Source organism: Gordonia sp. YY1 (genome assembly GCF_009872315.1).
Lineage (GTDB): Bacteria > Actinomycetota > Actinomycetes > Mycobacteriales > Mycobacteriaceae > Gordonia > Gordonia amicalis.
Genome location: NZ_WXYI01000003.1, coordinates 98,650 through 124,602 on the forward strand (window position 1 = coordinate 98,650; position 25,953 = coordinate 124,602).

The following is a 25,953-nucleotide window of genomic DNA, read 5'->3' on the forward strand; positions in this document are numbered from 1 at the left end:
CGTCGGGGCCGGACTCGACGGGGTCAACAGAACTCGAGCGCCACGAGCTGCCAGCGGTATTCGACCCGACCGAGACCGGTTCGCGCACCGGCGCCGCCGGGGCGTGGATCGCTCCCACGCACACGGCACGGTTTGCGCTCCACGCGCCCGGCAAAGGCCCGGACGCGCCCACCGCTGAGATAGGAGCCGAACACCTCGGCCGCACTGGTGTCGCACAGCTGGACGTGCACACGCTGGAGGACCGTACCGCGAGCGGATGGCCCCCCGGGGGGACCGGTGGTTTCGGCCACCCGGAAGGCGTCGTGACGAACCAGCGCGGCCACCTGATCGGCGATCGACGGCGACACAGAGTCACCGAGATGAGCTATCCCCCTCCGACGGTCGAAGACCTCGAAGAGGAGTCGCGACGTGGCCACCGTGAATCGCCTGGCCTCCACCGCGGCAGCCAGGGTCTTGCGCGATGGTCCCGCACCGGGGCGCGGCCGAGGGAACACCGCGCTTACCGTCCCGGAACCGACCGCCCCGGCACCCATCGCACCGGGCCCGGCCGGCTCATACGTCGGGGCGGGCAGTACCCGGACCCGCGGCGTCCGTGTACCGACAGGAGGAGCGGAGGTGAGTGTCTTCATGGGGATTGGACGCAGCCACTCCCTGTCGGGTTCCGCTTTCTCCCGAATTTTTTCAGCGACGCTGTTTCTTGGCCTTCGGCGGCTTCGGACGGCTGCCCTTCGTGTTCGCCCGCGCGGCCGCGCGTCGCTCACGCCGACTGGCCGAGTCGGCGGTACCGGCCAGTTCCTCCTCTTCGGAGTGGACGACCGTGCCGCCACCCTCATCGGGGCCGGAGAACGTCATCGGCACTTCGCCGTTGGAGGCCCCGGAGCCACGCAGGGCTGCGGGGACCTGCGAACCGGCGTCAGCCGCCGGCGCGGGTGCGGGTGCACCCGCACCGACCGCGGCACGGAGATCGGCGGCGGTGGGCAGCGGCGGTTGCGGAGCCGGCTGCTCGGTCTGGACCTGAGCATTGAACAGGATGCCGAGCGCTTCCTCCTTGAGGCCCTCGAGCATGCCGTTGAACATGTCGAAACCCTCGCGCTGGTACTCGACCACCGGATCGCGCTGCGCCATCGAACGCAGGTGGATACCCTCGCGCAGGTAGTCCATCTCGTACAGGTGGTCGCGCCACTTGCGATCGAGGACGCTCAGCAGGACGCTGCGTTCGAGCTGGCGCATGGCGCCCTCACCCGCGATCTCGTCGATCGCCTTCTCGCGCTTGTCGTAGGCGGCCTTCGCGTCGGCGACGAGGGTCTCGCGCAGCTCTTCGGCCGAGATGTCGTCGCGCTCACCGTATTCCGTCTCGCCCACGACCCCCTTGGGGTCGAGTTCGATCGGGTACAGGGTGCGCAGTGCGGTCCACAGCTCGTCGAGATCCCAGTCCTCGGCGTAACCCTCGGCGGTCGCACCCTCGACGTACGCGCTGACCACGTCGTCGATCATCTGCTTGACCTGCTCGTGGTGATCCTCGCCCTCGAGGATCTGACGACGCTCGGCGTAGATGATCTTGCGCTGCTCGTTCATGACCTCGTCGTACTTGAGGACGTTCTTGCGCATCTCGAAGTTCTGCTGCTCGACCTGGGTCTGAGCGCTGCGGATGGCCTTGGTGACCATCTTGGCCTCGATCGGCACGTCGTCGGGCAGACGGCTCATGATCGCCTCGAGCGCACCGCCGTTGAAGCGGCGCATCAGTTCGTCGGCGACGGACAGGTAGAACCGCGACTCACCCGGATCGCCCTGACGACCGGAACGGCCGCGCAGCTGGTTGTCGATTCGGCGGGATTCGTGCCGCTCGGTGCCGAGCACGTACAGGCCGCCGGCCTTGCGGACGGCCTCGGCCTCCTCGGCGGCCTTGGTGCGCGCGACCTGGATGGCCTCGTCCCAGGCGGCCTCGTACTCGTCCGGGGTGTTCACGGGGTCGAGTCCGGCCTTGCGCAGGCGGGTGTCGGCGATGATGTCCGGGTTGCCGCCGAGCACCACGTCGGTACCGCGACCGGCCATGTTGGTGGCCACCGTGACCGCGCCGAGGCGACCCGCCTCGGCGATGATCTGGGCTTCCTGCTCATGAAACTTTGCGTTCAGGACGCTGTGCGGGATCTCGCGCTTCTTCAGCTGTCGGGACAGGTACTCCGAGCGCTCGACGCTGGTGGTACCGATCAGCACCGGTTGGCCGATCTGGTGGCGCTCGACGATGTCGTCGACGACCGCGGCGAACTTCGCCTCCTCGGTCTTGTAGATCAGGTCGCCCTGGTCCTTGCGGACCATCGGCCGGTTGGTCGGGATCGGCAGCACACCGAGCTTGTAGATCTGGTCGAACTCGGCGGCCTCGGTCTCGGCGGTGCCGGTCATGCCCGACAGCTTGTCGTAGAGGCGGAAGTAGTTCTGCAGGGTGATCGTGGCGAGGGTCTGGTTCTCGGCCTTGATCTCGACTCCTTCCTTGGCCTCGATCGCCTGGTGCAGACCCTCGTTGAAACGGCGGCCGTCGAGCACACGACCGGTGAACTCGTCGACGATCAGGACGTCGCCGTTGCGGACGATGTAGTCCTTGTCACGCTGGAACAGCTCCTTGACCTTGATGGCGTTGTTCAGGTAGCTGACCAGGGGCGAGTTGGCGGCCTCGTAGAGGTTGTCGATGCCGAGACGGTCCTCGACGAACTCGACGCCGGCCTCGTGCACGCCGATCGTCTTCTTCTTGATGTCGACCTCGTAGTGGACGTCCTTCTCGAGCAGCGGCGCGATGCGCGCGAACTCGGTGTACCACTTGCTCGACCCCTCGGCGGGGCCCGAGATGATCAGCGGGGTGCGGGCCTCGTCGATGAGAATCGAGTCGACCTCGTCGACGATCGCGTAGGCGTGGCCGCGCTGGACGAGGTCGGCGAGCGAGTGCGCCATGTTGTCGCGCAGGTAGTCGAAGCCGAACTCGTTGTTGGTGCCGTAGGTGATGTCGGCGGCGTAGGCCTCGCGGCGCGCGGCCGAGGACATGCCGGTGAGGATCACCGCGGTCTCGAGGCCGAGGAAGCGGTGGACGCGTCCCATCCACTCCGAGTCGCGCTTGGCGAGGTAGTCGTTGACGGTGACGACGTGGACGCCCTCACCGGAGAGCGCGTTGAGGTATGCCGGGAGCACACAGGTAAGGGTCTTGCCCTCACCCGTCTTCATCTCGGCGATGTTGCCGTAGTGCAGCGCCGCGCCGCCCATGATCTGCACGTGGAAGTGCTTCTGGTCGAGTACGCGCCAGGCCGCCTCGCGGGCCGTCGCGAAGGCCTCGGGCAGCAGTTCGTCGAGCGTTTCACCATCGGCGATACGTTTCTTGAACTCGTCTGTCTTGGCTCGCAGTTCGGCGTCGGAGAGCGCCTCGAACTCGTCGGACAGCGCCTCGACGTGCGACGCGATCGCGTCGAGTCGCTTGACCATGCGGCCTTCGCCGACACGCAACAGCTTGTTCAGCACCGTGGATCGAGTCCCTCACCTGTAGAAAACACACGGAATCCGGCCCGTGCGAACGCACAGACCGGATCCCATGGTAGCGAGGTGAGCTGAGCAGACCCTGATCGACCGGCACGTTGGCCGAAGACTTCATCCCTTCGGATTCGTCGGCGGCTCACCGGAAGGGCGGCTCAGCGGCGTTCAGGTCAGGCGGATGAGGCCGTAGTCGAACGCATGCCTGCGGTACACCACCGACGGCTTGTCGGTCTCCTTGTCGTGGAACAGGAAGAAATCGTGCCCGACGAGCTCCATCTCGTAGAGCGCGTCGTCGACGGTCATCGGTACCGCGGTGTGTTCCTTCACGCGGACGATCTGACCGGGCGTGTACTCGTCCACGTCGTCATGATCGGACGCCGTGGCGCCGGCCGGGGCGTTCCCGGGCTCACCGACGAGCCCGTCCACGGACAATTGGTTGTCCCGCAACGGCGGCGCCCCGATCTCGGTGGCCTCGGCCACCGACAGCGGACGGCGGTTGCCGTGGTGCACACGGCGCCGGTCCTTGACTCGGCGCAGGCGGGATTCGAGCTTGTCCAGGGACCGCTCGAGTGCGGCGTAGAAGTTCTCGCCGCAGGCCTGCGCACGGACGATCGGACCCTTGCCCTTCGCGGTGATCTCGACCTGCTGACAGGCCTTGGACTGTCTCCGGTTGCGTTCGTGGTACAGCTCGACGTCGAATTGGAAGATCGTCGGATCGAATCGCTCGAGGCGGGCGAGCTTGTCGCCGACGTAGATGCGGTAGTGGTCGGGTATTTCGACGTTCCGGCCGCTGAACACGATCTTGGCGATGGGCTCGGCGGGTTCGTCGGACTCCACCGTTCCCGGTGGGCGGACGAACGCGAACTCCTGGTCGTCGGAGTCGGTTTGGGCGGGTTGGTGGTCGGGCTCGAGGCCCTCCTCCACGGTCGGCCTCTGCTCTGCGAGTTTGGGTTCGCGCTGGCCTCTGCGGTGGATGACGTTGGACATTCAACTACCTCCTGAATTGTTCCCGGCGCGCCTGATACATCGTGATCTGTTGTCGCACTGATGATTTGGTCGACGTCGAGGATTAGTCCATGCCAACTGACAGCTGACACTCAACGGCAGGGGCACCACCTCCTGAAAACCGGTCGTTACCGGCGCGGGGAGCTTGTTGTCCTCCCGGCAACCCGATGTACCCACGACCGTAGTCGCAAGTTCGGGTATCGGCCACGTTTTGGCCTGCCGCGTCGGCGGAGTCGGGACAAGTGGGGTACGAAGGCCCCGGCACGGTGATCCCAAGGTCTCGGCCCACGCCGTCCAACAGGCCGATCCGTCCACAGCCGGCGCGACGCCACCGGGTCGGAGCACGACCGGACCTAGGGTCGGGACATGACCTGGCGACAGGTGCCGGCCGCGGCGGCAGATCTGGTTCTTCCCGTGGTGTGCGGCGGGTGCGGGCGGCCGGGGACGCCGTGGTGCCGACGCTGCGACAAGGCGTGGCACGACGTTCCCGTCGCCGCCCGGCCGCGCATCGAGCCGGGTGTTCCGGTGTGGGCTCTCGGGCGCTACCGGGGTCCGCACCGGCAGGGGATCATCGCGGTCAAGGAACACGATCGACGTGATCTGATCCCACCGCTGGGCGCCGCACTCGCCCACGCCGTGCGGGTCCTGGCCGGCTGGGGCGAGATGCCCGACGCGGATCGCCTGACATTGATCCCCGCACCGACCCGCCGGATGAGCGCCCGGCGTCGCGGCGGCGACCGGGTGACCGCGATCGCCGAACACGCCGCACCTCTTCTGGGGTCCCGGGTCGTCGTGACGCCGCTGTTGGTGACGTCGGCGACCGCTCGCGACTCCGCCGGACTCGACGCCCGGGCGCGTGCCCGCAATCTCGCGGGCGCGGTCCGTCTGCGCGCCGGTCCGTCTCCACCGCACGGTGCCGCGGCACTACTGATCGACGACGTCATCACCACGGGTGCCACCGCGGCCGAGTCGGTGCGCGTACTGCGTGCGGCCGGCGTCGGGGTCGCGGCGGTCGTGGTGCTGGCCGCCGCCTAGGGAGGGATCAGGGCAGCACCGGGATGGCGCCGGCGATCATGGCCGGCTCGACCTCGGTCCAGTACTGGTCGGGCTGCCCGTTGTTGCTGCCGAGACGGAGCACGCCACGCTGATCCCCGACGTAGATGGTCGACGAGTTCGCCACCACGGCCCGCACCGGTGGCGACACGTTGCCGCTGAGCAGGCCGACCGCCGGGGTGCCGTTGATCGACAGCTGCACGACCGGGGACTCGGGTGCCTCCCGCGCGATGACCAGCGTCGTCGGCGACGCCCAGTCCAGGGACACCGCACGATTGCCGACGTTGTAGGCGGCGATGCGCGGACTGGTCAGCGACACCTGCCCGTCGGCGTTCGTCGACAGCACCGCGAACACGATCTGCCCGCCGACGACGAGTGCGGCACGGACGCCGTCTGGTGCGACCTGCATCTCGGTGATGGCCCCGCGCGCCACGGTCGGGATCGACGACGCCTCGACCGGGACGGTCTGGGTCCCGTCGTCGTCACGCTGCCACTGGACGGGCTTGCCGTCCACGACCACCCACACGGAGTTCTCGTCCGCCCCGAAGGACGGCCGGGTGATGGACACGCCGCTGACGATCGGACCGACGTCGCCGCCGTAGTCGCCGATCACGCATTCGAGCCGGCGGTCGCTCGCGGTCCGGACCGCGGCCACCCGCGCGCCGTTGTCGGAGATCGTCGCCGCCCGCACATCGCGTGACGACCCCAGCGGTCCGCGCACGGGCACGGTCCCGGTGTCGGTCACCGCGCGCAACGCCCCGCCGGTGACGATGTTCAGACCGACGTCGGTCGACGGCACCGCGTTCGGATCGAAGGACCGGACGTCCGCGGGCTGCCACCCCGAGGCCCGTTCGCCCACCAGTGGCGCACCGTCGGCGTCGATCACGTACGGCCCCGAGATGTCGGCTCCGTCGAGGGTCCAGACGATCTGGGCCGCCAGGACCGTGCGATCCCTGCTCGACGCGTTGCCGATGCCGTTGAGGTCGACGCGTACCCCGCCGCCGGCCAGTCCCACCACCGGTCCGCGCAGCGTCGCCCCGCTCGGGAATCCGCTGTCGACAGCGGCGGACAGGTCGGCCGCCGGACCGTTGATGAGCCGGTTGACCAGCACGGTCGGGTCGGTGGCCTGCCCGGCGTAGAACCACCGCGGGTCCGGGACGAGTCGCCGGCCGGTGCGGTCGGAGAAGTAGAGCGAGACCGGACGGTAGGTGTTGTCGAACTGGTCGCGGTCGATCATCGTCCCGTTCGGCAGGGGCCCGTCGATCCGCCACTGGTCGCCCTGCCGGGTCAGGCTGATGCTGGTCTCGACCCGGCCCGAGGCGGGCAGCAGCTGCCCGTCCGATTTGAGGGTGCCGACGTTGTCGCCGGTCAGCCGCATGCGGACGGAGTCCTCGTTGCGCTGGTCGACGAAGATGCTGATCTCGTCGAGGATCAGCGCGTCCCCGCGGTCGTCCCACTGCTGCGAGGCGACCGGGGTCAGGAAGGCGCGCGCGGTGTCGTGTCCGGAGTCCGGGTCGACCGTCGACTTGAGAAACGCGCGGACGAGGGCCTCCGGGTCCATGTCGGACTGCGGCACCGGGGCCGCGTTGGTGGCGCCTTCGCGCTGGAAGGACTTGATGGGCTGCGGAGACGAGTCACTCGGGATCGACCCGCACGCCGACACCACCACCATCGCGACGGTGGCCATCGCGACGGCGATCACGAACCCCAGGACACTCCGACGCGGGTGTTCCGGACGACCTGCGACGCTCATTCGATACCAGCCTCCACGCCTGGTGTACGGCTACTCGTCTTGGCGGCGGTCCGGGGAGCCGAGCCGACGGATTTCAGCGGCAACGGCGAGCCGAGCACCTTGTGGCCGCGCACCAGAGGCAGGGTCAATCGGAAGCACGCACCCTTGCCGGGTTCGCCCCATGCCTCGAGCCGGCCCTGGTGAAGACGGGCGTCCTCGATGCTGATGGCCAGTCCGAGACCGGTGCCGCCCGAGCGGCGGAACCGCGACGGATCCGAGCGCCAGAACCGGTTGAACACCAGCTTCTCCTCCCCCGGCCGAAGCCCGATGCCCTGGTCGCGGACCGTGATGGCGACCGCGTCGCCATCGGACCGCATCGTGAGCGTCACCGGCTTCCGTTCACCGTGGTCGATCGCGTTGGCCAGCAGGTTCCGCAGAATACGTTCGACGCGGCGCGGATCGATCTCGGCGAGCACCGGTTCTGCGGGCAGATCGAGGACGAGTTCGGTCCCGGTCTCCTCGGCGAGATGCCGCACCGTGGCGAGAGCTCCGTCGATCGGGATGGCCATGTCCATCCGCTCGGCCGCCAGCTCGGCCATACCGGCGTCGTGGCGGGAGATCTCCAGCAATTCGTTGAGCAGCGTCTCGAAGCGGTCGAGCTCCTTGTCCAGCAACTCGACCGAACGTTTCCGGACGGGGTCGAGTTCATCGCGGCCCTCGTAGAGCACGTCCGAGGCCATGCGGACCGTGGTCAGCGGCGTCCGCAGTTCGTGACTGACGTCGGAGGTGAACTGACGCTGCAGCCCGCCGAACTCCTCGAGATGGGTGATCTGCTTGGACAGGCTCTCCGCCATGTCGTTGAACGACATCGCGAGCCGGGCCATGTCGTCCTCACCGCGCACGGGCATGCGTTCCTTGAGGCGGCCGTCGGCGAAGCGGACCGCGATCCGGGACGCCGACCGAACCGGGATGACGACCTGCCGCGAGACGAGCCAGGCGATGGCCGCGAGCAACCCGAGCAGCACGATGCTGCCGGTCAGCAGGGTGCCGCGGACGAGGTCGACGGTGTTCTGCTCCGCGGTCAGGGGGAAGACCAGATACAGCTCGAGACCGGGAACCGACGCGTTGGTCGGCGTGCCCACGATCAGCGCCGGCGCGTGCCCGCCGGAACCGTTGGGTACCTGGGTGTACTGATAGGCCACCTGGCCGCCCCGAACCATGTCCCGGAGGTTCGACGGCACCTCGGCGGTCGGGCCGACGCCGCTGGACGCACTGCCCCCGGACGATCCGGGGACGAGCAGGACGGTGTCGAATGCGCCGACGGTTCCAGAGGCCTGTCCGGTGTCGGCATCACGATCGGTCAGCAGCGACCGCGTCTGCTGCAGCCGGTTCTGCACCGACATGTTGCCGGCGCCGCTGGACAGGTCGCGTTCCACCGAGATGCGGGCGCGGTCGATCTCCTCGGTCGCCGCCGCCAGCTTCACGTCGAGGAGTCGGTCGGTGATCTGGGAGACCAGCACGAAACCCAGGATGAGCAGCACGACGACCGACAGCGACAGCGTCGACGCCACGACCCGCAGCTGCAGCGAGCGCCGCCAGATGTGCCCGAAGGCACGTCCGACAGCGCCGGCAGCGCGGGTGAAGCGTCCGAAGGTGCTGTTGACCCGTCGTCGGGAACGACCGATCACGGCGGGCCGGCCTTGTAGCCGACCCCCCTCACAGTCAGCACGACCTCGGGGTTCTCCGGGTCGGTTTCGACCTTCGCACGCAGACGCTGAACATGCACGTTGACGAGTCTAGTGTCCGCCGGGTGACGGTAGCCCCACACCTGTTCGAGGAGGACGTCGCGGGTGAAGACCTGACGCGGCTTTCGCGCGAGCGCGACCAGTAGATCGAACTCGAGCGGGGTGAGCGAGATCGGCACGCCGTCGCGGGTCACCTTGTGCGCAGGGACGTCGATCTCCACCGGACCGATCGAGAGCAGTTCGGCCGGCTCCTCGTCCGTCCGGCGCAGGCGTGCGCGCACACGGGCGACGAGTTCCTTCGGCTTGAACGGCTTGACCATGTAGTCGTCGGCACCGGACTCGAGACCCAGCACGACGTCGACGGTGTCGGACTTCGCGGTCAGCATGACGATCGGGACACCGGAGTCGGCACGCAGCACGCGACACACGTCGATGCCGTTCATGCCCGGGAGCATGAGGTCGAGGAGCACGAGGTCGGGACGGATCTCCCGCACCGCGGTGAGTGCCTGCGTCCCGTCACCGACCACGAAGGGTTCGAAACCCTCGCCGCGCAACACGATCGTCAGCATCTCGGCGAGAGCGGCGTCGTCGTCGACGACGAGGATGCGAGGCTTCATGTGTTCAATGGTGACACCATCGTGATGAAAGCGTGGTGAATGACGCGCCGTACCGGACGTACTGGCTCGATTCGTCCCACCACATACACTCCTCCGCGTGGGTCAGTTGATTGCGGTGGAGGGGCTCGACGGCGCCGGTAAGAACACGTTGGTCACCGGTCTGGTCGAGCGCTGGACGGCGTCGGGTCTGCGGATCGCGACGTTCACCTTCCCGCGCTACGGGAAATCCGCGACCGCCGACATCGCGTCCGAGGCGCTGCACGGTTCGCACGGCGACCTGCGGGACAGCGTGTACGCCATGGCCCTGCTCTTCGCCCTCGACCGGGCCGATGCCGCGGAAGACATCGCAGCGGCCACCGCGGCCAACGACATCGTCATCCTCGACCGTTACGTCGCGTCGAACGCGGCCTACAACGCCGGACGCCTGGAACAGGACGTCGACGGAGAGGTCGTGCGATGGGTCGCCGACCTCGAATACGGCCGGTTCGGGATGCCCGTACCCGATCGACACGTGTTGCTGGGGGTGCCCGCCGAGGTGGCGATGCAGCGCGCCCGGACCCGGGCCGCCGGCGATGCGAGCCGGGTACGCGACGCCTACGAACGCGACAGCGACCTGCAGCGCCGCGTCGACGCGGTGTACCGCCGGCTCGCCGAGGACAACTGGACATCCCCGTGGTACCGGTATGACGGGCAGGACATCGCCGCGCTGGCCGATCTCCTGATTCCCTGACCCAAGGCGCGCGCAACACCCGAAACAGGTGTCATTCGGACGAACGCCACCGGCGATGACGGGGCTCTGCCGCCACCACGGCACTTCGATAGCCTGAATCAATGACTGGGGAGAGGGTCGCATGACCTATCAGCCGCCACCACCCGGCGGTGCGCCGCCACCGTTCGGACCCGGTCGGCCCGGACAAGGCCCCCAGTGGCCGGGCCCCGGCGGGCGGCAGCCCGGCGGACCCCGTCCAGGACAGTTCCCGCCCGGGCAGACACCCCCCGCGCCACAGCCGCGACCACCCTACGGACCATACGGCCCCCCGCCTCCCTACGGCGCCTACGGTCCCGGGCCATACGCTCAGCGCGGCGGTCACGGAGGCCCTCCGGGCGGCCCCTATGGTCCCCCGCCACCCCGGCGCAACGCCGGCGTGATCGTCGCCTGGATCACCGGCGGCGTCGCGGTGGTGGCCCTCGTCGCCCTCGTGGTCACCCTCATGGTGACGTCGTCCGGACCAGACGAGTCCACCGTGGCAACGGGTTCGAGCACCTCGTCGAACAGTTCGCCGGATGGTTCCGCGAGCACCGCGGACGAATCGGAATCCGAATCCGCAGACCACGCAGCGCTTTCCCAGATCCGGGCGGCCCTCCAGAACTACGTGTCGGCTCGCAACGCGCGTGACGTCGTGCGCATGAAGGCCGCGGTCTGCACGCAATCGCGCGACCGGATCACCGGCCCGCCGCCCGACGACGACGGCAACATCGTGGTCGACGGCTTCCTCGGGACCGTGTTCGACGGCGACGTCGCACAGTCCGAGGTCGTGTCCCACCTCGAGAAGGGCAACCAGCGCACCGAATCCGAGAAGTCCAAGGAGCGGTTCCTGAAGGAACGCGGTTCGTGGATCTACTGCCCCGACGCCGAACCCGACATCGGTGCCTGAACAGCGAAAAAGCCGCAAACCCACCACTTTTGGAGATTTCCACCACCCGATCGGGTGGTGGATTTCTCCATCAGTGGTGGGTTTGCGACGCAGGTCCGATCAGTAGCGGTAGTGCTCCGGCTTGTACGGACCCTCGACGTCGACGCCGATGTACTCGGCCTGCTCCTTGGTGAGCTTCGTCAGCTTGCCGCCGAGCGCCTCCACGTGAATGCGCGCAACCTTCTCGTCGAGATGCTTGGGCAGACGGTAGACCTCGTTGTCGTACTCGTCGTTCTTGGTCCACAGCTCGATCTGCGCGATGACCTGGTTGGAGAAGCTGTTGCTCATCACGAACGACGGGTGGCCCGTCGCGTTGCCGAGGTTGAGCAGACGCCCCTCGCTCAGCACGATGATCGACTTGCCGCTGTCGAAGATCCACTGGTCGACCTGCGGCTTGACGTTGATGCGCTTGGCGCCCGAACGCTCGAGGCCGGCCATGTCGATCTCGTTGTCGAAGTGACCGATGTTGCCCAGGATCGCCTGGTGCTTCATCTGACGCATGTGGTCGATGGTGATGATGCCCAGGTTGCCGGTGGAGGTGATCACGATGTCGGCGTCACCGATCGCGTCCTCGACGGTGACCACGTCGTAGCCGTCCATCAGGGCCTGCAGCGCGTTGATCGGGTCGATCTCGGTGACCTGGACACGGGCGCCCTGCCCGGCCAGCGACTCCGCGCAACCCTTGCCCACGTCGCCGTAACCACAGATCAGCACCTTCTTGCCGCCGATGAGGACATCGGTACCGCGGTTGATGCCGTCGATCAGCGAATGGCGGGTGCCGTACTTGTTGTCGAACTTGGACTTGGTGACCGAGTCGTTGACGTTGATCGCGGGGAACGTCAGTTCGCCGGCGGCGGCGAACTGGTAGAGCCGCAGTACGCCGGTGGTGGTCTCCTCGGTCACGCCCTGGACCGACTCGGAGATGGTGGTCCACTTGTTCTTGTCGGTCTCGAAACGCTTGCGCAGCAGTTCGAGGAAGACCTTGTACTCGGCCGGGTGATCATCCTCGGCGGGCGGCACGACACCGGCCTTCTCGAACTCGGCACCGCGCAACACCAGCATGGTGGCGTCACCACCGTCGTCGAGGATCATGTTGGCCGGCTTGTCCGCCTCGGGCCAGGTCAGCATCTGCTCGGCTGCCCACCAGTACTCCTCGAGCGTCTCGCCCTTCCAGGCGAACACCGGGACACCCTTGGGCTCGTCCGGGGTGCCGTGGGGACCCACGACGACGGCCGCAGCCGCGTGATCCTGGGTCGAGAAGATGTTGCACGACGCCCAGCGGACCTCGGCGCCGAGCGCAACAAGCGTCTCGATCAGCACAGCGGTCTGAACGGTCATGTGCAGCGATCCGGAGATTCGAGCACCCTTGAGCGGCAGGACGTCTGCGTTCTCACGACGCAGTTCCATCAATCCGGGCATCTCGTGCTCGGCGAGCTCGATCTCCTTGCGGCCGAAGTCCGCCAGGGACAGATCGGCCACCTTGTAGTCGATCCCGTTGCGGCTGTCGGCCTTCAGCTCGTCCTGAGCAGTCGTCATCTGATCCCCTTGTCGTTCGCGTCGGACGCCGCGTGTCTGCAGCGCGATATGCGTTCGATCCAGGCTATCCGACCACGCCCGCCGAGCCCATTGTCAGGTGTCGGGCCCGGGTTCTCCGGCTGCTACGCCCGGGGTTCCGATCTGCTCACCTCGCTCGCGCCGGGCGAAGACCGAATGGCGGTATCCGTACGAGAAGTACACGACGACGCCGACCACCATCCACACCACGAACCGGATCCATGTCTCCACGGACAGGTTCAGCATCAACCACAGGCAGGCGAGGATGGCGAGGATCGGGATGAGCGGAACGAAGGGCGCCCGGAAGCCGCGTTCGAGATCGGGCCGGGTCCGGCGGAGGACGAGCACCCCGATGCTCACCAGTACGAACGCGAAGAGGGTGCCGATGTTGACCATCTCCTCGAGGGTTCCCATGGGGAAGAACGCCGCCAGCACACCCGAGACGATGCCGACGACGACGGTGAAGCGCACCGGTGTACCGCGCCTGCCGGTGTGCGCCAGCGATCGGGGCAACAGTCCGTCGCGCGCCATCGCGAATCCCACGCGGGTCTGACCGAGCAGCAGCACCATCACGACCGTGGTCAGGCCGGCGAGCGCGCCGAGGTCGATGACCCAGCCCGCCCAGGTGACACCGTTCGCCTCGAATGCCGTGGTGAGGGTCGACCCGGTCACCTCTCCGGTCACCGGATCGGTCTGGTCGGCCAGTTCCGGGTAGGGCACCATCCCGGACACGACCAGACTGACCGCGACGTAGAGGACCGTCACGATGGCCAGAGATCCCAGGATGCCGCGCGGCATCGCCTTCTGCGGGTTCTTCGTCTCCTCGGCGGTCGTGGCCACGACGTCGAAACCGATGAAGGCGAAGAAGACCAGCGATGCCGCCGCCAGCAGGCCGTACCAGCCGAAGGTGCTGCCCTCGGCACCGGTGATCGCCGAGAAGAGCGTCTGGTGGAGGCCGGTGTCGCCCTCGGCGGGCGGCGCGGCGGGCGGCACGTAGGGGTCGTAGTTCTTCATCTTGATGTAGAACGCGCCGACCACGATGACCAGCAGGACGACGAAGACCTTGATGGTGGTGATGACGAGTGACACCCGCGACGACAGTTTGGTACCGAGAGCCAGCAACACCGTCAGCACGGCGATCAGCAGCACCGCGCCCCAGTCGAAGCTGATCGAGTCGGTGATCTGTACCGATGCCGCGGAGCCGAGGATGTTGCCCAGGTAGAGCGACCAGCCCTTCGCGACCACGGACGCGGCCAGGGCGAACTCGAGGATCAGGTCCCACCCGATCACCCATGCGACGAACTCGCCGAAGGTGGCGAACGAGAAGGTGTACGCACTGCCGGCGACGGGCACGGTCGAGGCGAACTCGGCGTAGCAGAGCGCGGCCAGCGCGCAGGCGATCGCGGCCAGCACGAAGGCCAACGACACCGACGGCCCGGCGAGATTGCCCGCGGTCCGGGCGGTGAGGGTGAAGATGCCGGCACCGACCACGACCGCGACGCCGAACACGGTGAGATCCCACGCCGTGAGGTCTCGGCGGAGTTTGGTATCCGGTTCGTCGGTGTCGGTGATCGACTGCTCGACCGACTTGATGCGCTTGAACGGGTTACTCATCGTGCCTCCTAGGACCGAAGGTGACGCGCATCGCAGCTCATCCAGGCCAGTTGACCGGAGGCTGATCGTACGCCGAGCGCAGGTGGGACCACCAGGCCCGACTGAGCTCAGCCGTTGCGGTTCAGGTGTCGCGGAACGGGTGCGGCTGCGCTGCGCGTTCCTCGTCGTCGCGCACGAGGTCGGGATCCTCGAACAGATCCACCTCGGAGCGACGGTTCAGGAAGATGATGCTCGCGACCAGCCCTCCCCACACGATCCCGATGGAGACGAGGAGCATGACGATGGCGACACCACTCATCGGAGGGCCTCCTCGGTGGGATTGGGGGCGGCGCCGCGGACACCGTCCGGCAGTGGTGGCCACGGCAGGAAATCGGGTTCGTCGCGGCCCTTCCACGACGGCAGGGTCAGGGCGACGGCAGCGATGACGATCAAGGCGATGGTGCCCCACCCGAAGACGCTGATGTACCAGGTGGGATACCCCTCGTACCCTTCGTCGATCACCGACCAGACCTTCTGGACGAGCATGATCGTCAGGAAGATCGGCGCGACCACACCGACCAGCCCGAGCCAGATCTTGCCGACCTTGAACGTCGACACCGCATTCAGGTGGTGGCGCAGCATGTCGCCGCGTCGCAGCACCCAGATCAGGATGATCGTCATCAGGATCGCCGAGGAGACCACGCCGACGTTGTTGGCGAACATGTCGACGGTGTCGAGGGCGATGAGGCCCGAAGTGGTCGAGAACAACCCGACCGAGATGAGACCGCACACCACGGACACGCCGACCGCGGCCTTGGTCCGGGACAGGCCCCACTTCTCTTGCAGCGCACTCGACACGCCGATCATCAACGAGATCAACGACGTGAACCCGGCGATGACCAGCGAGCCGAAGAACAGCGCACCGAAGAACGCGGCGCCGGGCATCTCCGAGATGACCGCCGGGAACGTCACGAAGGACAGGATCGGTCCGGTGAGACCCTCGAGGTCGGACACGGCGACCTGCTGCTGGTAGGCGAGGAAGCCGAGCGCGGAGAAGACGCCGATGCCGGCGAGGATCTCGAACGAGGAGTTCGCGAATGCGACCACGAGACCGGAGCTGGTCATGTTCGCCTTACGCCGCTGGAACGACGCGTAGGCGATCATGATCCCGAAGGCAATCGACAGCGAGAAGAAGATCTGGCTGTACGCCGCGATCCACACGTCGAGGTCCTTCAACGCCGCCCACTGCGGGGTGAACAGGGCATTGAGGCCGTCGACGGCACCGGGCAGCGTGAGAGCGCGGATCACCAGCCCCGCGAAGCCGACGAAGAGCAGCGGGATGAAGACGACGTTGACCTTCTCGATGCCGTTCGCGACGCCCAGCATCAGCACGGCGAGCACGGCCAGCCACACGACGATCAGCGGTAACGCGACGCCGCCGACGATGGTCGTGGAGACCCCGGGGTCGCCGACCTTCAGGTACTCGCCGGTGAAGAAGGCCGCGGGATCGTCGCCCCAGCTCTGATCGAACGAGAAGAAGAAGTAGCTCAGGGCCCACGCGATGACCGCCGCGTAATAGACACCGATGACGAACAGCAGGCCGGTCTGGAACCAACCGAGGACCTCGGCCGGCTTCTTGATCCGCCGAAAGGACAACGGCGCGGTGCCGCGGAAACGATGACCTACTGCGTAGTCGAGGAACAGCACCGGGATGCCCGCGGTGAGTAGGGCGACCAGATACGGGATGAGGAATGCCCCACCACCACTCTCGTAGGCCACGCCGGGGAACCGCCAGATGTTGCCGAGCCCCACCGCCGATCCGATTGCGGCGAAGATGAAGCCGGAATTCCGGGTGAAGGACTCCCGGGGCTCTCCGGCGGCGTTCGCAGATGCCACTGCTACCTCCTCGTCGGGCGCTGAGTCCTCGAGACACGGGTGCCCCGACGACCGTCGGATTCCGACGCTATCGCACCCACCCGTCACGCGGGCCCGTTGACGTCGGCCTGTCGGAATGCCGTCGACGGATGCTCCCCGATGAGCAGAGACGACAACGGGAACCCCGCGGGATGACCGCGGAGTCCCCGTCGGCGTGTCGATCAGGCGAGCGAGCGGAACCCGCTGGCGATCGAGGAGTCGGTGTCCGACATGATGCGGCTCGCGTTGCTGACGCCGGACTGCAGCGACTGCAGCGACTCCCGCGACTGCGTGAAGATGCGGTCGAAGTTCATCTGTGCGTCGAGGTAGGCCGCCTTCGCCTCAGCCGAACTCCAGTTGCCGTCGAGCGCGGCGATCTGGTTCTTGAGCTGCGTGTTGAGAGCGTCGAGCTCACTGAATGCCCGCTGCAGTCCGCCACTGAGGTCACCGAGTGCCGCGAAATCGTAGTTGATGGTCATGGAAGTCCCTTTCGAAGAGGCGAAGCAGGTCAGACGGTGATGTTGAGGCCACCGGCTGCGGCGGCGTCCTGGTCCTCGTAGCCGGTGAAGCCGTTGGTCAGCTGGGCCTTGATCTGATCGAGGAGCTGGTTCATCGTGTTCGCGGCCTTGTTCCAGTCGGTGTGTGTGCCGTCGAATGCCACGCCCGCCTTGCCTTGCCACGTCGGCGTCGCGTTCGACGCGTGCTTCGCGATGACGTCGATCGTTTCTTTCATATCGGCGACGATCCCGCCGACGCCGGCCGCGGTGGCCTGGCCCTCCGCGACATCGACCTTCACACCGGGGCCACTGGCACCTGGCAGATTCAGCATGAGTTGTCCTCCTGTGTAACGGCACCGTTTGGCGATGCCCCCGTTGGTATCCGTGACACAGATACCCCTGACAGTTGTCTCTCGCGGTGTGGACCGCGAGATCCCCCGATGCGGATCATGTCGACCACGTCCCGCCCGGGAGGGTCTCGATCAGCAGGCGCACGGCCTGCGCGATCCGATGACCCGAACCCGGTGAGAGGGTGGTCCACACCCGACCGTCCGGAGACTTACTGGGACTCGACACGATCCGCCCCCGGGCGGTGTCGAAAACGGCTAGGGCCCCAGAAGATTGGGAGAATCGTCCGTCCTCGTTCGAGGAGGCGACGATCTCGGTGCGCACCCGGCAGGATGCGAATGCCGAGGAGATGACGACGGCATCGGCCAGCGGCACGCCGAGCGTGTACAGAGCGTCGGTGACCTCGGTACCCGTGCCACTCCGTCCGAGGCTGTCGACGAGTTCGTCGGTGGGTACCGAGAACGAGGTGAACTCGCATGCAGCGGCGTCGTCGAACCGGGAGCGCACGATGTCGGCCACCGCGTCGAGGTCGGCGAGCTCGACGACGGCCAGGTCGAGCCGTTCGCCGGAACGTTCGGCCAGAACATGCTCATAACCCCTGCGTGCCAGGCACATTCGGCGAACACCGGTATCGGTGAAGGAACGGATCTCGATCTCACGTTGCGGCCGGGAGAGGACGCGGAGAACCGTGGCCAGCCACGGGACGGGCTCGTCGTGGTCCACCAGGCCGAGGGCGGCGATGGCCGCATCGCTCTCGCGGTCGGCCACATGCTGCGCGGACTCGTCCTCAGCACCGACGGGCATGTCGAGCACCACCGGCCAGGTCTGCACGCCGAAGCGATCCCCGAGGCGAAGGAGCACAGCCGCGTCGAGCGCGACGGCGTCGTCGTGAGTCGTCGGCATCATGCGCGGTCCCCGTGATCACCGAGGAACAATGTCTCCGCCAGATACCGCGGATCGACCTTCGAAGACTCGGAGACCGGCGCCGAGACATAGTGGGCTGCAGGATGATCGGAGGTTTCGACGTCGGCCCAGGTGCGCGGGGCGTCAAGGCCGTCCGACGCACGTGCGAGGCCATCGCCGGGATCGGACGACTCGGAGTCGACGGAGACGCTGCGGATGGTGGCGCCACGATCGCCGGCGGCCGCCGTTCCGGGCGCCATCGGTGGCGGCACACCGGCCCCCGGCGTGGTCGCCGTACTCGCGGATGCCGCAACGGGAGTCGCAGACGGGGGTCCAGCACTCGCCACGACCGTCGGCGCGTAGCGGAGCTTTTCCGCGGGCGGCGCGTACGAGCCGGACATCACACCCGTCATCGGCGCGCTCGGAGGCGTCATCGGTGGCGTGACCTCGGCTCGCGCCCCGGCCCGAGCTGCGGCGGCCTGCTCGGAAGCAAGCGCCTCGCCGGACACCAGGTCGGGAGCCCGGCGCGAAGACGGCCAGGGTTTGCCCACCGGTTCCGTCGCGTTCTCGTACGTCTGCATGACCCGGGCTGCGCGCATACGTTGCTGTGCGACAGCACGTTCGGCCTCCGCCGCGGCCCCGGCGATGATCGGCGCGACCGCGGTTGCGCTGGTGGCGATCTCGTGGAGCTTCGTCGCCACCTCGACCTCGGCGAGGTTGGGCATGTTCAGGCGCGCGACGGTGGTCGCAGCTGCCTGCGCCTCCGCACGCAGGGCATTCTCCGCAGCCTCGGCGGCGGTGTCGGCGAACCACGGAGCCAGCTCCGTGAGTTTCTCGAACGCCGCACTGGTGTGTGCGGACTGCCAGTGCACACCCATTCGCGCGAGTACCGCAGCGTAGTCGATCCCGGCCTCGCCGATCTCGGTCGCGAGCGACGCCCACGCCGACCCGGCTTCCGCCAGTGGCGCGGGACCCGGCCCGGCCCCGAGGTCGGCGGCAAGTTGTCCGCTCGTACGCGCGTCCCAGTTGACGCCGGTGAAGCCTGCTCCGGTCGTGCTGGTCATGGTCCCTCCCCTCTGCTGGTCCACGAGTCTGGTGCGATGTCCGAGTCGACTGCCGCGGTGGCGGCGGTCGGTCAGGTATGTGGGTTCACGCCTCGGTCTTGAATGCGGCGGCGGCCTCGGCTTCACCCTCGATGAATCCGGACGCCTGCGCCCGGAGCAGGGCGGCGATCTTGCGAAGCTCGAGAATGCCGGTCGCCGTGTCCTTCTCGAACTCCCGGGCCACCGAGGTGAAACTGGCCGCGGTTGCGGTCGACACCTCATCCCGACCCTGGGCGTGAACCGCGAGCTTCGGCCCCGCACCGTTGAGAGCCAGTTCCAGCCGATCCGCGATCTTGTCGAGATCACCTGCAGCCGAGAACAATGCGTCGGGCTCTACGCGAAGTTGTGTGTTGCTCATACTTCCTCGTCTCGTGTCAGACCGGGCACGCCCAGCCGTAGCTCGATGTCCGGACCGGAATCGGTGTCGGCCGTCTCGTCGTGGCCGATGACCGCGGGTGCGACCTCGGGATCTTCACCGACCACCGCGCGCCCGTTGTCCTCGGTGACCAGATAATCGGGCACGCTGTGCTGCCCCTCGGACGCACCTGCTCCACGCGCTCCGGCTCCGGCTGCGCCCATCGGCGCCCCGCCCATCGGCATCGCCGCCGGCGTCGTCGCGACCCGAGTCGCCGCCGGCGACCCCATCGCAGGCTCGCCGACGCCGAAACTGGTCGGCACCGTCGGACGGGAAGCGCTCAGCGGCGCCATGATGCCGCCGACTCCGCCGATTCCGCCGCCACCACCGCCTCCGCCCCCTCCGCCGCCGCCTCCGGCGGCCTTGGCCTTGGTGAGCGGGATTCCGGCCGGGCCGACGATCGCCGAATCGGGATTGACGCCGAGCATCTTGCTGATCGGCTGCATCAACGAGGACGGGAGTTCGGCGGCAGTGGACACCGCCGGGGAGACCACGTCGAGGACCGAGCCGGCCAGGGCGAACGGGGACTGCCCGGCACCTGCGGTGGGCGCGCCGGTGACCGCGACGGGCGCCCCGTTCGCGGTCATGGCCGTCGTGGGAGCGAGGAGCTCTGCCCGGGTCACCGCGACCGCCGCGGTGGCCAGTTCCAGCCCGGCCCCGGCGACCACCGCCGCCGTACTGAGCCCGACCGCGATCGCCGGACTCATGATGACGGGGACCAGAGCCGAGATCTTGGCGACCGTGGCGGCGACGATTCCCTGGACGACGGCCAACCCCTTCGCGACGATGGCGGCGGCGGTCTTGGTGTCGATCGAGATGCCGGATCCCTGGGCTGCCAGGGCCGTGCTGTTCGTTCCGGCCTCGGCAGTCTTGGTGGCCGCACCGACCGCACCCTGGCCCGACCACAGCTGATCGGCGAGCTTGAGTGCGCCCTGCCCCATCGTCATCGACGTCTCGAGCACCTTGGTGAGGCTGTCGAAGATGATCGTCGGGTCGAATCCGGCACCGTTGAGATCACCGCTGCCGAACCCACCGAGCAGGTCGGTGATCGGCTTGATGAACATGTCCAGGTTCGGTGGCTGTATCGGTGGCAGACCCGGCATCGGCGGCAACGGCGGCAGTGCGGGGAGGGGCGGAAGTCCCAGTCCCCCGAGCACATCCGCAACCGTGCGGTCGAGGATCGGTCCCAGCGGACTGGCGTCGATCATCTCCTGCACCGTCATGTGGTTCAGTGCAGGCACGTCCGGGACGCCGGGCAGCGGGCCTGGCCACGGAGGGATCGGGGTCACAGCACCGAGCGGATCGCCGCGGCGGTCGCCGCGTCGGTGCCCTCGTACTCGGCGAGACCTGCCACCGTGGAGGCGGCGGTCGCGGCGTGTACCGCGGCGAGCTGTCCGACCGACATCAGGTGATTGGCCTGAGCCACGATGAACGACGCGAGGAACTCCTGACCGATGAGGCCGAACACCGGGACCATCGCAGCCGTGTTGGCGGCGGCGTCGATCGACCCGGCCGTTCCGATGGCGGACGCCATGGCCGCATTCGTCGCCGCGAAGCCTTCGAGCGCTTCGGATGTCACTTTCACGTTTGTCATCACAACCCCCTCGTGAGTGCAAGTCTTTCTCGGTCGGCCACCTGTCGGCCGGTCGGTGTCATTCACCCGCCGGACGCGCACCGAGCATGTCGCCGAACGATTCGTTGAAGTCCTCGGTCACGGCCGCCACGCGGGCGTAGACCCGTTGTGCGGCAAGAGCCGAAGTCGCCACGATCTGCTCACCCAGCCGTGCGGCGCCGAGTTCGTTCGCGCCACGCTCGAGGCGAAGATCGATCAGGGCCCCCTTCGCGTCGACCTCGGCGGTCACCAGACCGTCGGCCGAGGTCACCGCCACCGTGATCGCCTCGAGGTTCTCCTGGAAAGATCGCAGTCCGTCCAGCTGACGGGCGGCACGCGCCTCGAGTTCGTCCATGGCCCAGCTCATCGGCGCAACCACGACGTCATGGCGTCGGCTTCCTCGTCGTCACGCTCTTCGGCCGCGGACAGATCCTCCGGACGCGGCAGCTTCATCTCGTTGACGAGATCGCGATCGACTCCGGCCGCGAGCAGGTTCTCCCGCAACCGGATTCCGGCCGACATCGCGGCCTGCTTGCACAGGCGCAGGATGTCAGCAGCCAGCAGTTCGGGATGTTTGTCGAGTTCGGTGGACGCGATGTGCACGGCAACCGGCAGACCTTGGGCCGTTGTCCGGACGGCCAGGCCACCAGATCGCGAACGTGCTTGTGAGAACTGATGCACAGGCGCCCACGGATCGTCGTCGCGCGCGTCATCGGCATACGTTGCCGTCTCATCGGTGTAGCTCATCGAAGCCGAACCCCCCTTCACGCCGAATTAGACGCAGACGGGGTTCCTCCCGGTTCCATCGAATTTTCGTTCGACGAAGCCACCTCCCAGATACGGTCACCGCGTCATGCATCACCATGACCACGGTGCCGCCCCGCCTCGCACCTGGGATTCAAGTGCCTGATCCTGCCACAATCCGATCAACGCCACCACACGCCGAATCCGATATCTCGAACCCAGGTGTGAGACGAACTGTGGATCTCGTCCGAAATCCTCTCACACCCTTGGGTACACTCTCGTCGACGCTGCCGGAGTCGATCACAGTGCAAGCAGATCCTCGCATGCCGCCGGTGATCATGCTCGCGCACGGATCACCGCTCGCCCGGTCGGCCCGGCCGCAAGACCAGAGGATTCCCGATGACGTACGAGAACTCGACGCCGAACGGCGCCGACGCGCCGGCACCACCGCCGTGGCTGCAGTTCGCACCGCCTCCCCCGGAGGCCGCACCGGCTCCGCAACCACCGTCGGCACCGGCGCCACCGCCCTCGTCGAAAGACGGCCTAGACACCGCTTTACCGCCGATCCCCGGCCACACCCAGCCGAAGGCCACGGCGCCGCCCGGCCACGACGCACCGCGTCCACCCGAGACGAATCCCGCTGGCCGCACCACGCCCGCGACCGCCGGTCGGTACACGCCACCGCCGGTTCCGCCCGCGCCCGAGCCGGGCCGGTTCCCCGCTACGAATCCGGCAGCCGACCCGTACACGCCTCCGCCCGGACCGCCCATCCACGCCGGGCCCACTCCCCCGTTCGACCAGTCATCCCCACCGGCACCTCACCTGCCTCCGTCGTTCCCGGAGTCCGGAGCCCACGTCCCGGCCCGCCCCGCCGGCCCGCCGATGGTGAACAGTCAGATGCCGCCGGGACAGTTCGGCCCGGGCACCGGCCCCGCACCCGCATATCCGGGTCAGCCGATGCCTGCGGGTTACGGCCCGCCACCGGGCGGACCGTCGCTGGACGAGGTCGCATTGATCCGCAAGGCGCGTCGTGCACCGAGCCGCGGATGGCGACGAGCGGTCCACACCCTGTCGGCCGGCGCCATCAACCCCGGTGAGTCACAGGGCGACATCGCCCATCAGCAGCTCCTCGAACGCGTGAACCGGCCCGTGCGGGGCGACTATCGGATCGCGGTGCTGTCGCTGAAGGGCGGCGTCGGCAAGACGACGACCACCGTCGGCCTCGGCTCGACCTTCGCGTCCCTGCGCGGTGACCGGGTGATCGCCGTCGACGCCAACCCCGACCTCGGCACGCTCGCCCAGCGGATCCCGCAGCAGACGCGGTCCACGGTCCGCGATCTGCTCGCCGATCAGAACGTGTACCGCTACTCCGATGTCCGGGCTCACACATCCCAGGCACCTAGCCGCCTGGAAGTGCTTGCCTCCGAACGTGATCCGGCGGTGGCCGAGGCGTTCAACGAGGAGGAGTACCGCGGGGTCGTCACCATCCTCCAGCGGTTCTACAACATCATCATCACCGACTGCGGCACCGGTCTGAGCCACTCGGCGATGAACGGTGTCCTCGACCTCGCCAACACGATCATCCTGGTCAGCTCGCCGGCGCTCGACGGTGCACGCAGCGCCGGTGCGACCCTGGACTGGCTCGAGGCCCACGGTTTCGGGCACCTCGTGTCGCGGGCCGTCGTTGTGCTGAGTTCGTCGCGTCCCGGGTCGTCGACCATCGACACCGATCAGCTGGGCCAGCACTTCCTGACCAGGTGCCGTGCGGTCCACAAGATCCCGTTCGACGACCATCTCGCGGAGGGCGCCGACGTCGACCTCGAGCTGATGTCGAAGGACGCCAAGCGGTCGTTCGTCGAGCTCGCGGCCACCATCGCCGACGATTTCTCGGGTACCACGCTGCCGCGGGAAGATCCCTACCTCGGATAGATCGGGGTCTCACGTCGCTTCTGGCGGGACCTGTTTCTCCGACGGGGCCGAGTCCACCGGCACGACGGCGCGTTGCCGTCGTCGCGTCTCCCGCCAGCGCCGCGCCGCGTGCACGAACATCGGCACCACGACCGTGAAAACAGATCCGATGATGAGGATCTCGATGTTGTCGCGGACGACCGGCACGTTGCCGAGCAGGTAGCCCGCCAGGATTATCCCGCCCGCCCAGACGAAGCTACCCAGAACGCTGAACAGCGTGAACACACGGTGCGACATCCCGCTGAAGCCCGCGACGAGTGGCGTCAGCGTTCGGACGATCCCGATGAACCGGCCGAAAAACACCGTCAGCGGACCGAATCGGTCGAAGAAGGCGTTGGTCTTCACCACATATTCGGGACCGATGCTCCGCATCATCCGGCCCTCGACGACACCGCGACCCAGCCGTCGACCGATGAGGTAGCCGCACTGGTCCCCCGCCACCGCGGCCAGCGCCACCAGGGGAATGACCAGCCAGACCGGTGCGAACGGGTCGGGTTGCGCGGCGAAGACACCCGCGGTGAACAGGAGCGAGTCACCGGGGAAGACGACACCGACCAGCAATCCGGTCTCGACGAAGACCAGGACGCACAGACCGACCAGGCCACCGGTGGCCACGAAGGATTCGACATCGAACGGATTCATCAGCGCCAACAGTAGTGGTTCGCGCAGGTGAGACGGTTGTTCGGACCGGACCAACAGATGAATTCCGGTGGAGGTCCGGGCGACGGCCGGCCTGGTCATCCGTCCCACTCACATACCGGCGCGCGACCTCCCACGAGATGGGGTTTACTCGAGGAAAGCAGCACACCTCGAGCAAGAAGGGGGAACCACAGTGCAGTTCAAGACCCCCGGTCCGTCGAAGACACCAGGCCCGTCCTTGCGACCCGTCACCGACACCGACGTCCGCGTCGAGTACCACACGATCCACGGCTACCGTCGCGCCTACCGGATCGCCGGCAGCGGTCCCGCCCTGCTGCTCATCCACGGCATCGGCGACAACTCGTCGACGTGGGATGAGGTCATCCCGATCCTGGCCCAGCACTACACGGTCATCGCGCCGGATCTCCTCGGCCACGGCCTTTCCGACAAACCCCGGGCCGACTACTCGGTCCCGGCTTTCGCCAACGGGATGCGCGATCTCCTCGTCGTCCTGGGGCACTCCAAGGTCACCGTCGTCGGGCACTCACTCGGCGGCGGTGTGGCGATGCAGTTCTGCTATCAGTTCCCGCGGTTCGTCGAGCGCCTGGTCCTCGTCGCCGCCGGCGGCGTGACCAGGGAGGTCAACCCCGCCCTGCGCCTGATCTCCCTACCAGTCGTCCACCAGGCCCTGTCGGCACTCCGAATCCCGGGCGTCGTACCCGGACTCCGGGCCGCCGCGAAGGCCGCCGCGGCCGCCCCGGTACTCCCGTTCGCGCCGGCGAGCACCACACCCAGGCGCCTTCTCGCCGATCACGAGGACCTGATGCGCGTCCTGGGCGGCCTCGCCGACCCGACGGCATGTTCGGCGTTCCTGCGAACACTGCGAGCCGTGGTCGACTGGCGCGGACAGTCGGTCACGATGCTCGACCGCAGCTACCTCACCGAACGCCTCCCCGTGCTGCTCGTATGGGGTGACGAGGACATCGTCATCCCGTATCACCACGCCGAACTCGCGCATTCGGCGATTCCGCACTCCGAACTCGAAACCTTTGTCGGCTCCGGACATTTCCCGTTCCACGACGATCCGGAACGCTTCTGCCGAGTGGTCATCGACTTCATCTCGCGGCACGAGCCCATCGTGTTCGACCCGCTGAACTGGCGTCATCTGATGTCCGAGGGAGCACATCCCGAGCAGTTCACCGGCGACGAGGACACGGTCGAGGAGGTACTCGAGGCGTTCGAAGACGAACGCAATGCGACCTGAGCGAGCACACCGCCGTCCCGTGTCGGAGGTCTGTGCCACC

At 67.6% G+C, this 25,953-nt stretch carries 25 protein-coding genes; 5 read left to right on the forward strand and 20 right to left on the reverse strand.

Annotated elements, in window-relative coordinates; translation table 11 throughout:
• Window positions 1–23: 23 nt before the first annotated feature.
• The 3 genes from BPODLACK_RS05835 to hpf all read right to left on the reverse strand — a co-directional run bounded on the left by BPODLACK_RS05835 (window position 24) and on the right by hpf (window position 4,500).
• A complete protein-coding gene (locus BPODLACK_RS05835) occupies window positions 24–494 on the reverse strand; it encodes an Rv3235 family protein (RefSeq protein WP_236577612.1) in 471 nt (156 codons plus the stop codon).
• 187 nt (window positions 495–681) lie between these two features.
• Complete coding sequence (secA, locus tag BPODLACK_RS05840) at window positions 682–3,501, reverse strand: preprotein translocase subunit SecA (protein ID WP_159404888.1); 2,820 nt, start codon at window positions 3,499–3,501, stop codon at window positions 682–684.
• 177 nt (window positions 3,502–3,678) lie between these two features.
• Window positions 3,679–4,500 carry a ribosome hibernation-promoting factor, HPF/YfiA family gene (gene hpf / locus BPODLACK_RS05845; RefSeq protein ID WP_024497766.1) on the reverse strand — a complete coding sequence of 274 codons (822 nt, stop codon included), beginning with the start codon at window positions 4,498–4,500 and terminating at the stop codon, window positions 3,679–3,681.
• Between the two features lie 384 nt (window positions 4,501–4,884).
• Here hpf and BPODLACK_RS05850 point away from each other — a divergent pair, with 384 nt between their 5' ends.
• Window positions 4,885–5,553: a ComF family protein gene (locus BPODLACK_RS05850; RefSeq protein WP_024497765.1), complete on the forward strand. Its 669-nt coding sequence runs from the start codon at window positions 4,885–4,887 to the stop codon at window positions 5,551–5,553.
• A 7-nt stretch (window positions 5,554–5,560) separates the two neighbouring features.
• Here BPODLACK_RS05850 and lpqB read toward each other — a convergent pair whose 3' ends face one another.
• From lpqB to mtrA, 3 genes are read right to left on the reverse strand one after another with little or no spacing between them, the layout of a single operon-like run.
• Window positions 5,561–7,324, reverse strand: coding sequence for an MtrAB system accessory lipoprotein LpqB (lpqB, locus tag BPODLACK_RS05855; protein ID WP_024497764.1), 1,764 nt, complete (start codon window positions 7,322–7,324; stop codon window positions 5,561–5,563).
• A complete protein-coding gene (mtrB, locus tag BPODLACK_RS05860) occupies window positions 7,321–8,991 on the reverse strand; it encodes an MtrAB system histidine kinase MtrB (protein ID WP_024497763.1) in 1,671 nt (556 codons plus the stop codon). Before mtrB ends, lpqB begins: the two co-directional genes overlap by 4 nt.
• The gene (gene mtrA / locus BPODLACK_RS05865) at window positions 8,988–9,665 is read right to left on the reverse strand and encodes an MtrAB system response regulator MtrA (protein WP_004023513.1); all 678 of its coding nucleotides are present in this window, start codon (window positions 9,663–9,665) and stop codon (window positions 8,988–8,990) included. The genes mtrB and mtrA overlap by 4 nt, the downstream gene beginning before the upstream one ends.
• A gap of 97 nt (window positions 9,666–9,762) precedes the next feature.
• On the opposite strand from mtrA, the gene BPODLACK_RS05870 reads away from it, so the two are divergent.
• Together BPODLACK_RS05870 and BPODLACK_RS23450 are read left to right on the forward strand one after the other, a co-directional pair.
• A complete protein-coding gene (locus BPODLACK_RS05870; protein ID WP_024497762.1) occupies window positions 9,763–10,395 on the forward strand; it encodes a dTMP kinase in 633 nt (210 codons plus the stop codon).
• A gap of 415 nt (window positions 10,396–10,810) precedes the next feature.
• Window positions 10,811–11,320 (forward strand): hypothetical protein, encoded by a 510-nt coding sequence (locus tag BPODLACK_RS23450; protein WP_081712384.1) that lies wholly within the window; start codon window positions 10,811–10,813, stop codon window positions 11,318–11,320.
• Window positions 11,321–11,419: 99 nt separating this feature from the next.
• On the opposite strand, the gene ahcY is transcribed toward BPODLACK_RS23450, so the two are convergent.
• The 13 genes from ahcY to BPODLACK_RS05940 all read right to left on the reverse strand — a co-directional run bounded on the left by ahcY (window position 11,420) and on the right by BPODLACK_RS05940 (window position 22,045).
• Complete coding sequence (ahcY, locus tag BPODLACK_RS05880; RefSeq protein ID WP_006434582.1) at window positions 11,420–12,895, reverse strand: adenosylhomocysteinase; 1,476 nt, start codon at window positions 12,893–12,895, stop codon at window positions 11,420–11,422.
• Window positions 12,896–12,988: 93 nt separating this feature from the next.
• On the reverse strand, window positions 12,989–14,527 hold the full coding sequence (locus tag BPODLACK_RS05885) for an amino acid permease (protein ID WP_024497760.1): 1,539 nt from the start codon (window positions 14,525–14,527) through the stop codon (window positions 12,989–12,991).
• 121 nt (window positions 14,528–14,648) lie between these two features.
• Window positions 14,649–14,825: a methionine/alanine import family NSS transporter small subunit gene (locus BPODLACK_RS05890; RefSeq protein WP_159404889.1), complete on the reverse strand. Its 177-nt coding sequence runs from the start codon at window positions 14,823–14,825 to the stop codon at window positions 14,649–14,651.
• Window positions 14,822–16,402 (reverse strand): sodium-dependent transporter, encoded by a 1,581-nt coding sequence (locus tag BPODLACK_RS05895; protein ID WP_159404890.1) that lies wholly within the window; start codon window positions 16,400–16,402, stop codon window positions 14,822–14,824. Before BPODLACK_RS05895 ends, BPODLACK_RS05890 begins: the two co-directional genes overlap by 4 nt.
• Before the next feature lie 200 nt (window positions 16,403–16,602).
• A complete protein-coding gene (locus BPODLACK_RS05900) occupies window positions 16,603–16,899 on the reverse strand; it encodes a WXG100 family type VII secretion target (RefSeq protein ID WP_006434586.1) in 297 nt (98 codons plus the stop codon).
• Window positions 16,900–16,928: 29 nt separating this feature from the next.
• A complete protein-coding gene (locus BPODLACK_RS05905; RefSeq protein WP_006434587.1) occupies window positions 16,929–17,249 on the reverse strand; it encodes a WXG100 family type VII secretion target in 321 nt (106 codons plus the stop codon).
• Between the two features lie 115 nt (window positions 17,250–17,364).
• The gene (locus BPODLACK_RS05910) at window positions 17,365–18,171 is read right to left on the reverse strand and encodes an ESX secretion-associated protein EspG (protein ID WP_024497758.1); all 807 of its coding nucleotides are present in this window, start codon (window positions 18,169–18,171) and stop codon (window positions 17,365–17,367) included.
• Entirely contained in the window at window positions 18,168–19,232 is a 1,065-nt protein-coding gene (locus BPODLACK_RS05915; protein ID WP_024497757.1) for a PPE domain-containing protein, read from the reverse strand. The genes BPODLACK_RS05910 and BPODLACK_RS05915 overlap by 4 nt, the downstream gene beginning before the upstream one ends.
• 85 nt (window positions 19,233–19,317) lie before the next feature.
• Window positions 19,318–19,629, reverse strand: coding sequence for a PE family protein (locus tag BPODLACK_RS05920; protein ID WP_024497756.1), 312 nt, complete (start codon window positions 19,627–19,629; stop codon window positions 19,318–19,320).
• Window positions 19,626–20,975, reverse strand: a complete 1,350-nt coding sequence (locus BPODLACK_RS05925) for a hypothetical protein (protein ID WP_159404891.1) — start codon at window positions 20,973–20,975, stop codon at window positions 19,626–19,628. Before BPODLACK_RS05925 ends, BPODLACK_RS05920 begins: the two co-directional genes overlap by 4 nt.
• Window positions 20,972–21,280 carry a type VII secretion target gene (locus BPODLACK_RS05930; RefSeq protein WP_006434592.1) on the reverse strand — a complete coding sequence of 103 codons (309 nt, stop codon included), beginning with the start codon at window positions 21,278–21,280 and terminating at the stop codon, window positions 20,972–20,974. Before BPODLACK_RS05930 ends, BPODLACK_RS05925 begins: the two co-directional genes overlap by 4 nt.
• 58 nt (window positions 21,281–21,338) lie before the next feature.
• On the reverse strand, window positions 21,339–21,653 hold the full coding sequence (locus BPODLACK_RS05935) for a YbaB/EbfC family nucleoid-associated protein (RefSeq protein ID WP_006434593.1): 315 nt from the start codon (window positions 21,651–21,653) through the stop codon (window positions 21,339–21,341).
• Between the two features lie 8 nt (window positions 21,654–21,661).
• Window positions 21,662–22,045, reverse strand: a complete 384-nt coding sequence (locus tag BPODLACK_RS05940) for a hypothetical protein (RefSeq protein WP_024497754.1) — start codon at window positions 22,043–22,045, stop codon at window positions 21,662–21,664.
• A gap of 396 nt (window positions 22,046–22,441) precedes the next feature.
• Between BPODLACK_RS05940 and BPODLACK_RS05945 the strand changes: the two genes are divergently transcribed.
• Complete coding sequence (locus BPODLACK_RS05945; protein ID WP_159404892.1) at window positions 22,442–23,971, forward strand: MinD/ParA family ATP-binding protein; 1,530 nt, start codon at window positions 22,442–22,444, stop codon at window positions 23,969–23,971.
• 9 nt (window positions 23,972–23,980) lie between these two features.
• Here BPODLACK_RS05945 and BPODLACK_RS05950 read toward each other — a convergent pair whose 3' ends face one another.
• A complete protein-coding gene (locus BPODLACK_RS05950) occupies window positions 23,981–24,652 on the reverse strand; it encodes a DedA family protein (protein WP_159404893.1) in 672 nt (223 codons plus the stop codon).
• A 190-nt stretch (window positions 24,653–24,842) separates the two neighbouring features.
• Here BPODLACK_RS05950 and BPODLACK_RS05955 point away from each other — a divergent pair, with 190 nt between their 5' ends.
• Window positions 24,843–25,913 (forward strand): alpha/beta fold hydrolase, encoded by a 1,071-nt coding sequence (locus BPODLACK_RS05955; RefSeq protein ID WP_159404894.1) that lies wholly within the window; start codon window positions 24,843–24,845, stop codon window positions 25,911–25,913.
• The last annotated feature ends 40 nt before the right edge of the window (window positions 25,914–25,953 follow it).

Excerpts from the sequence above, each read along its gene's own strand:
- BPODLACK_RS05945 (WP_159404892.1), top strand. The coding sequence starts at position 22,442 with ATGACGTACGAGAACTCGACGCCGAACGGCGCCGACGCGCCGGCACCA.
- BPODLACK_RS05940 (WP_024497754.1), bottom strand. The coding sequence starts at position 22,045 with ATGAGCTACACCGATGAGACGGCAACGTATGCCGATGACGCGCGCGAC.
- lpqB (WP_024497764.1), bottom strand. The coding sequence starts at position 7,324 with ATGAGCGTCGCAGGTCGTCCGGAACACCCGCGTCGGAGTGTCCTGGGG.
- BPODLACK_RS05915 (WP_024497757.1), bottom strand. The coding sequence starts at position 19,232 with ATGACCAGCACGACCGGAGCAGGCTTCACCGGCGTCAACTGGGACGCG.
- BPODLACK_RS05910 (WP_024497758.1), bottom strand. The coding sequence starts at position 18,171 with ATGATGCCGACGACTCACGACGACGCCGTCGCGCTCGACGCGGCTGTG.
- BPODLACK_RS05935 (WP_006434593.1), bottom strand. The coding sequence starts at position 21,653 with ATGGACGAACTCGAGGCGCGTGCCGCCCGTCAGCTGGACGGACTGCGA.
- BPODLACK_RS05900 (WP_006434586.1), bottom strand. The coding sequence starts at position 16,899 with ATGACCATCAACTACGATTTCGCGGCACTCGGTGACCTCAGTGGCGGA.
- BPODLACK_RS05930 (WP_006434592.1), bottom strand. The coding sequence starts at position 21,280 with ATGACAAACGTGAAAGTGACATCCGAAGCGCTCGAAGGCTTCGCGGCG.
- BPODLACK_RS05890 (WP_159404889.1), bottom strand. The coding sequence starts at position 14,825 with ATGAGTGGTGTCGCCATCGTCATGCTCCTCGTCTCCATCGGGATCGTG.
- BPODLACK_RS05950 (WP_159404893.1), bottom strand. The coding sequence starts at position 24,652 with ATGAATCCGTTCGATGTCGAATCCTTCGTGGCCACCGGTGGCCTGGTC.
- BPODLACK_RS05920 (WP_024497756.1), bottom strand. The coding sequence starts at position 19,629 with ATGAGCAACACACAACTTCGCGTAGAGCCCGACGCATTGTTCTCGGCT.
- BPODLACK_RS05850 (WP_024497765.1), top strand. The coding sequence starts at position 4,885 with ATGACCTGGCGACAGGTGCCGGCCGCGGCGGCAGATCTGGTTCTTCCC.
- BPODLACK_RS05905 (WP_006434587.1), bottom strand. The coding sequence starts at position 17,249 with ATGCTGAATCTGCCAGGTGCCAGTGGCCCCGGTGTGAAGGTCGATGTC.
- hpf (WP_024497766.1), bottom strand. The coding sequence starts at position 4,500 with ATGTCCAACGTCATCCACCGCAGAGGCCAGCGCGAACCCAAACTCGCA.
- ahcY (WP_006434582.1), bottom strand. The coding sequence starts at position 12,895 with ATGACGACTGCTCAGGACGAGCTGAAGGCCGACAGCCGCAACGGGATC.
- mtrA (WP_004023513.1), bottom strand. The coding sequence starts at position 9,665 with ATGAAGCCTCGCATCCTCGTCGTCGACGACGACGCCGCTCTCGCCGAG.
- BPODLACK_RS05885 (WP_024497760.1), bottom strand. The coding sequence starts at position 14,527 with ATGAGTAACCCGTTCAAGCGCATCAAGTCGGTCGAGCAGTCGATCACC.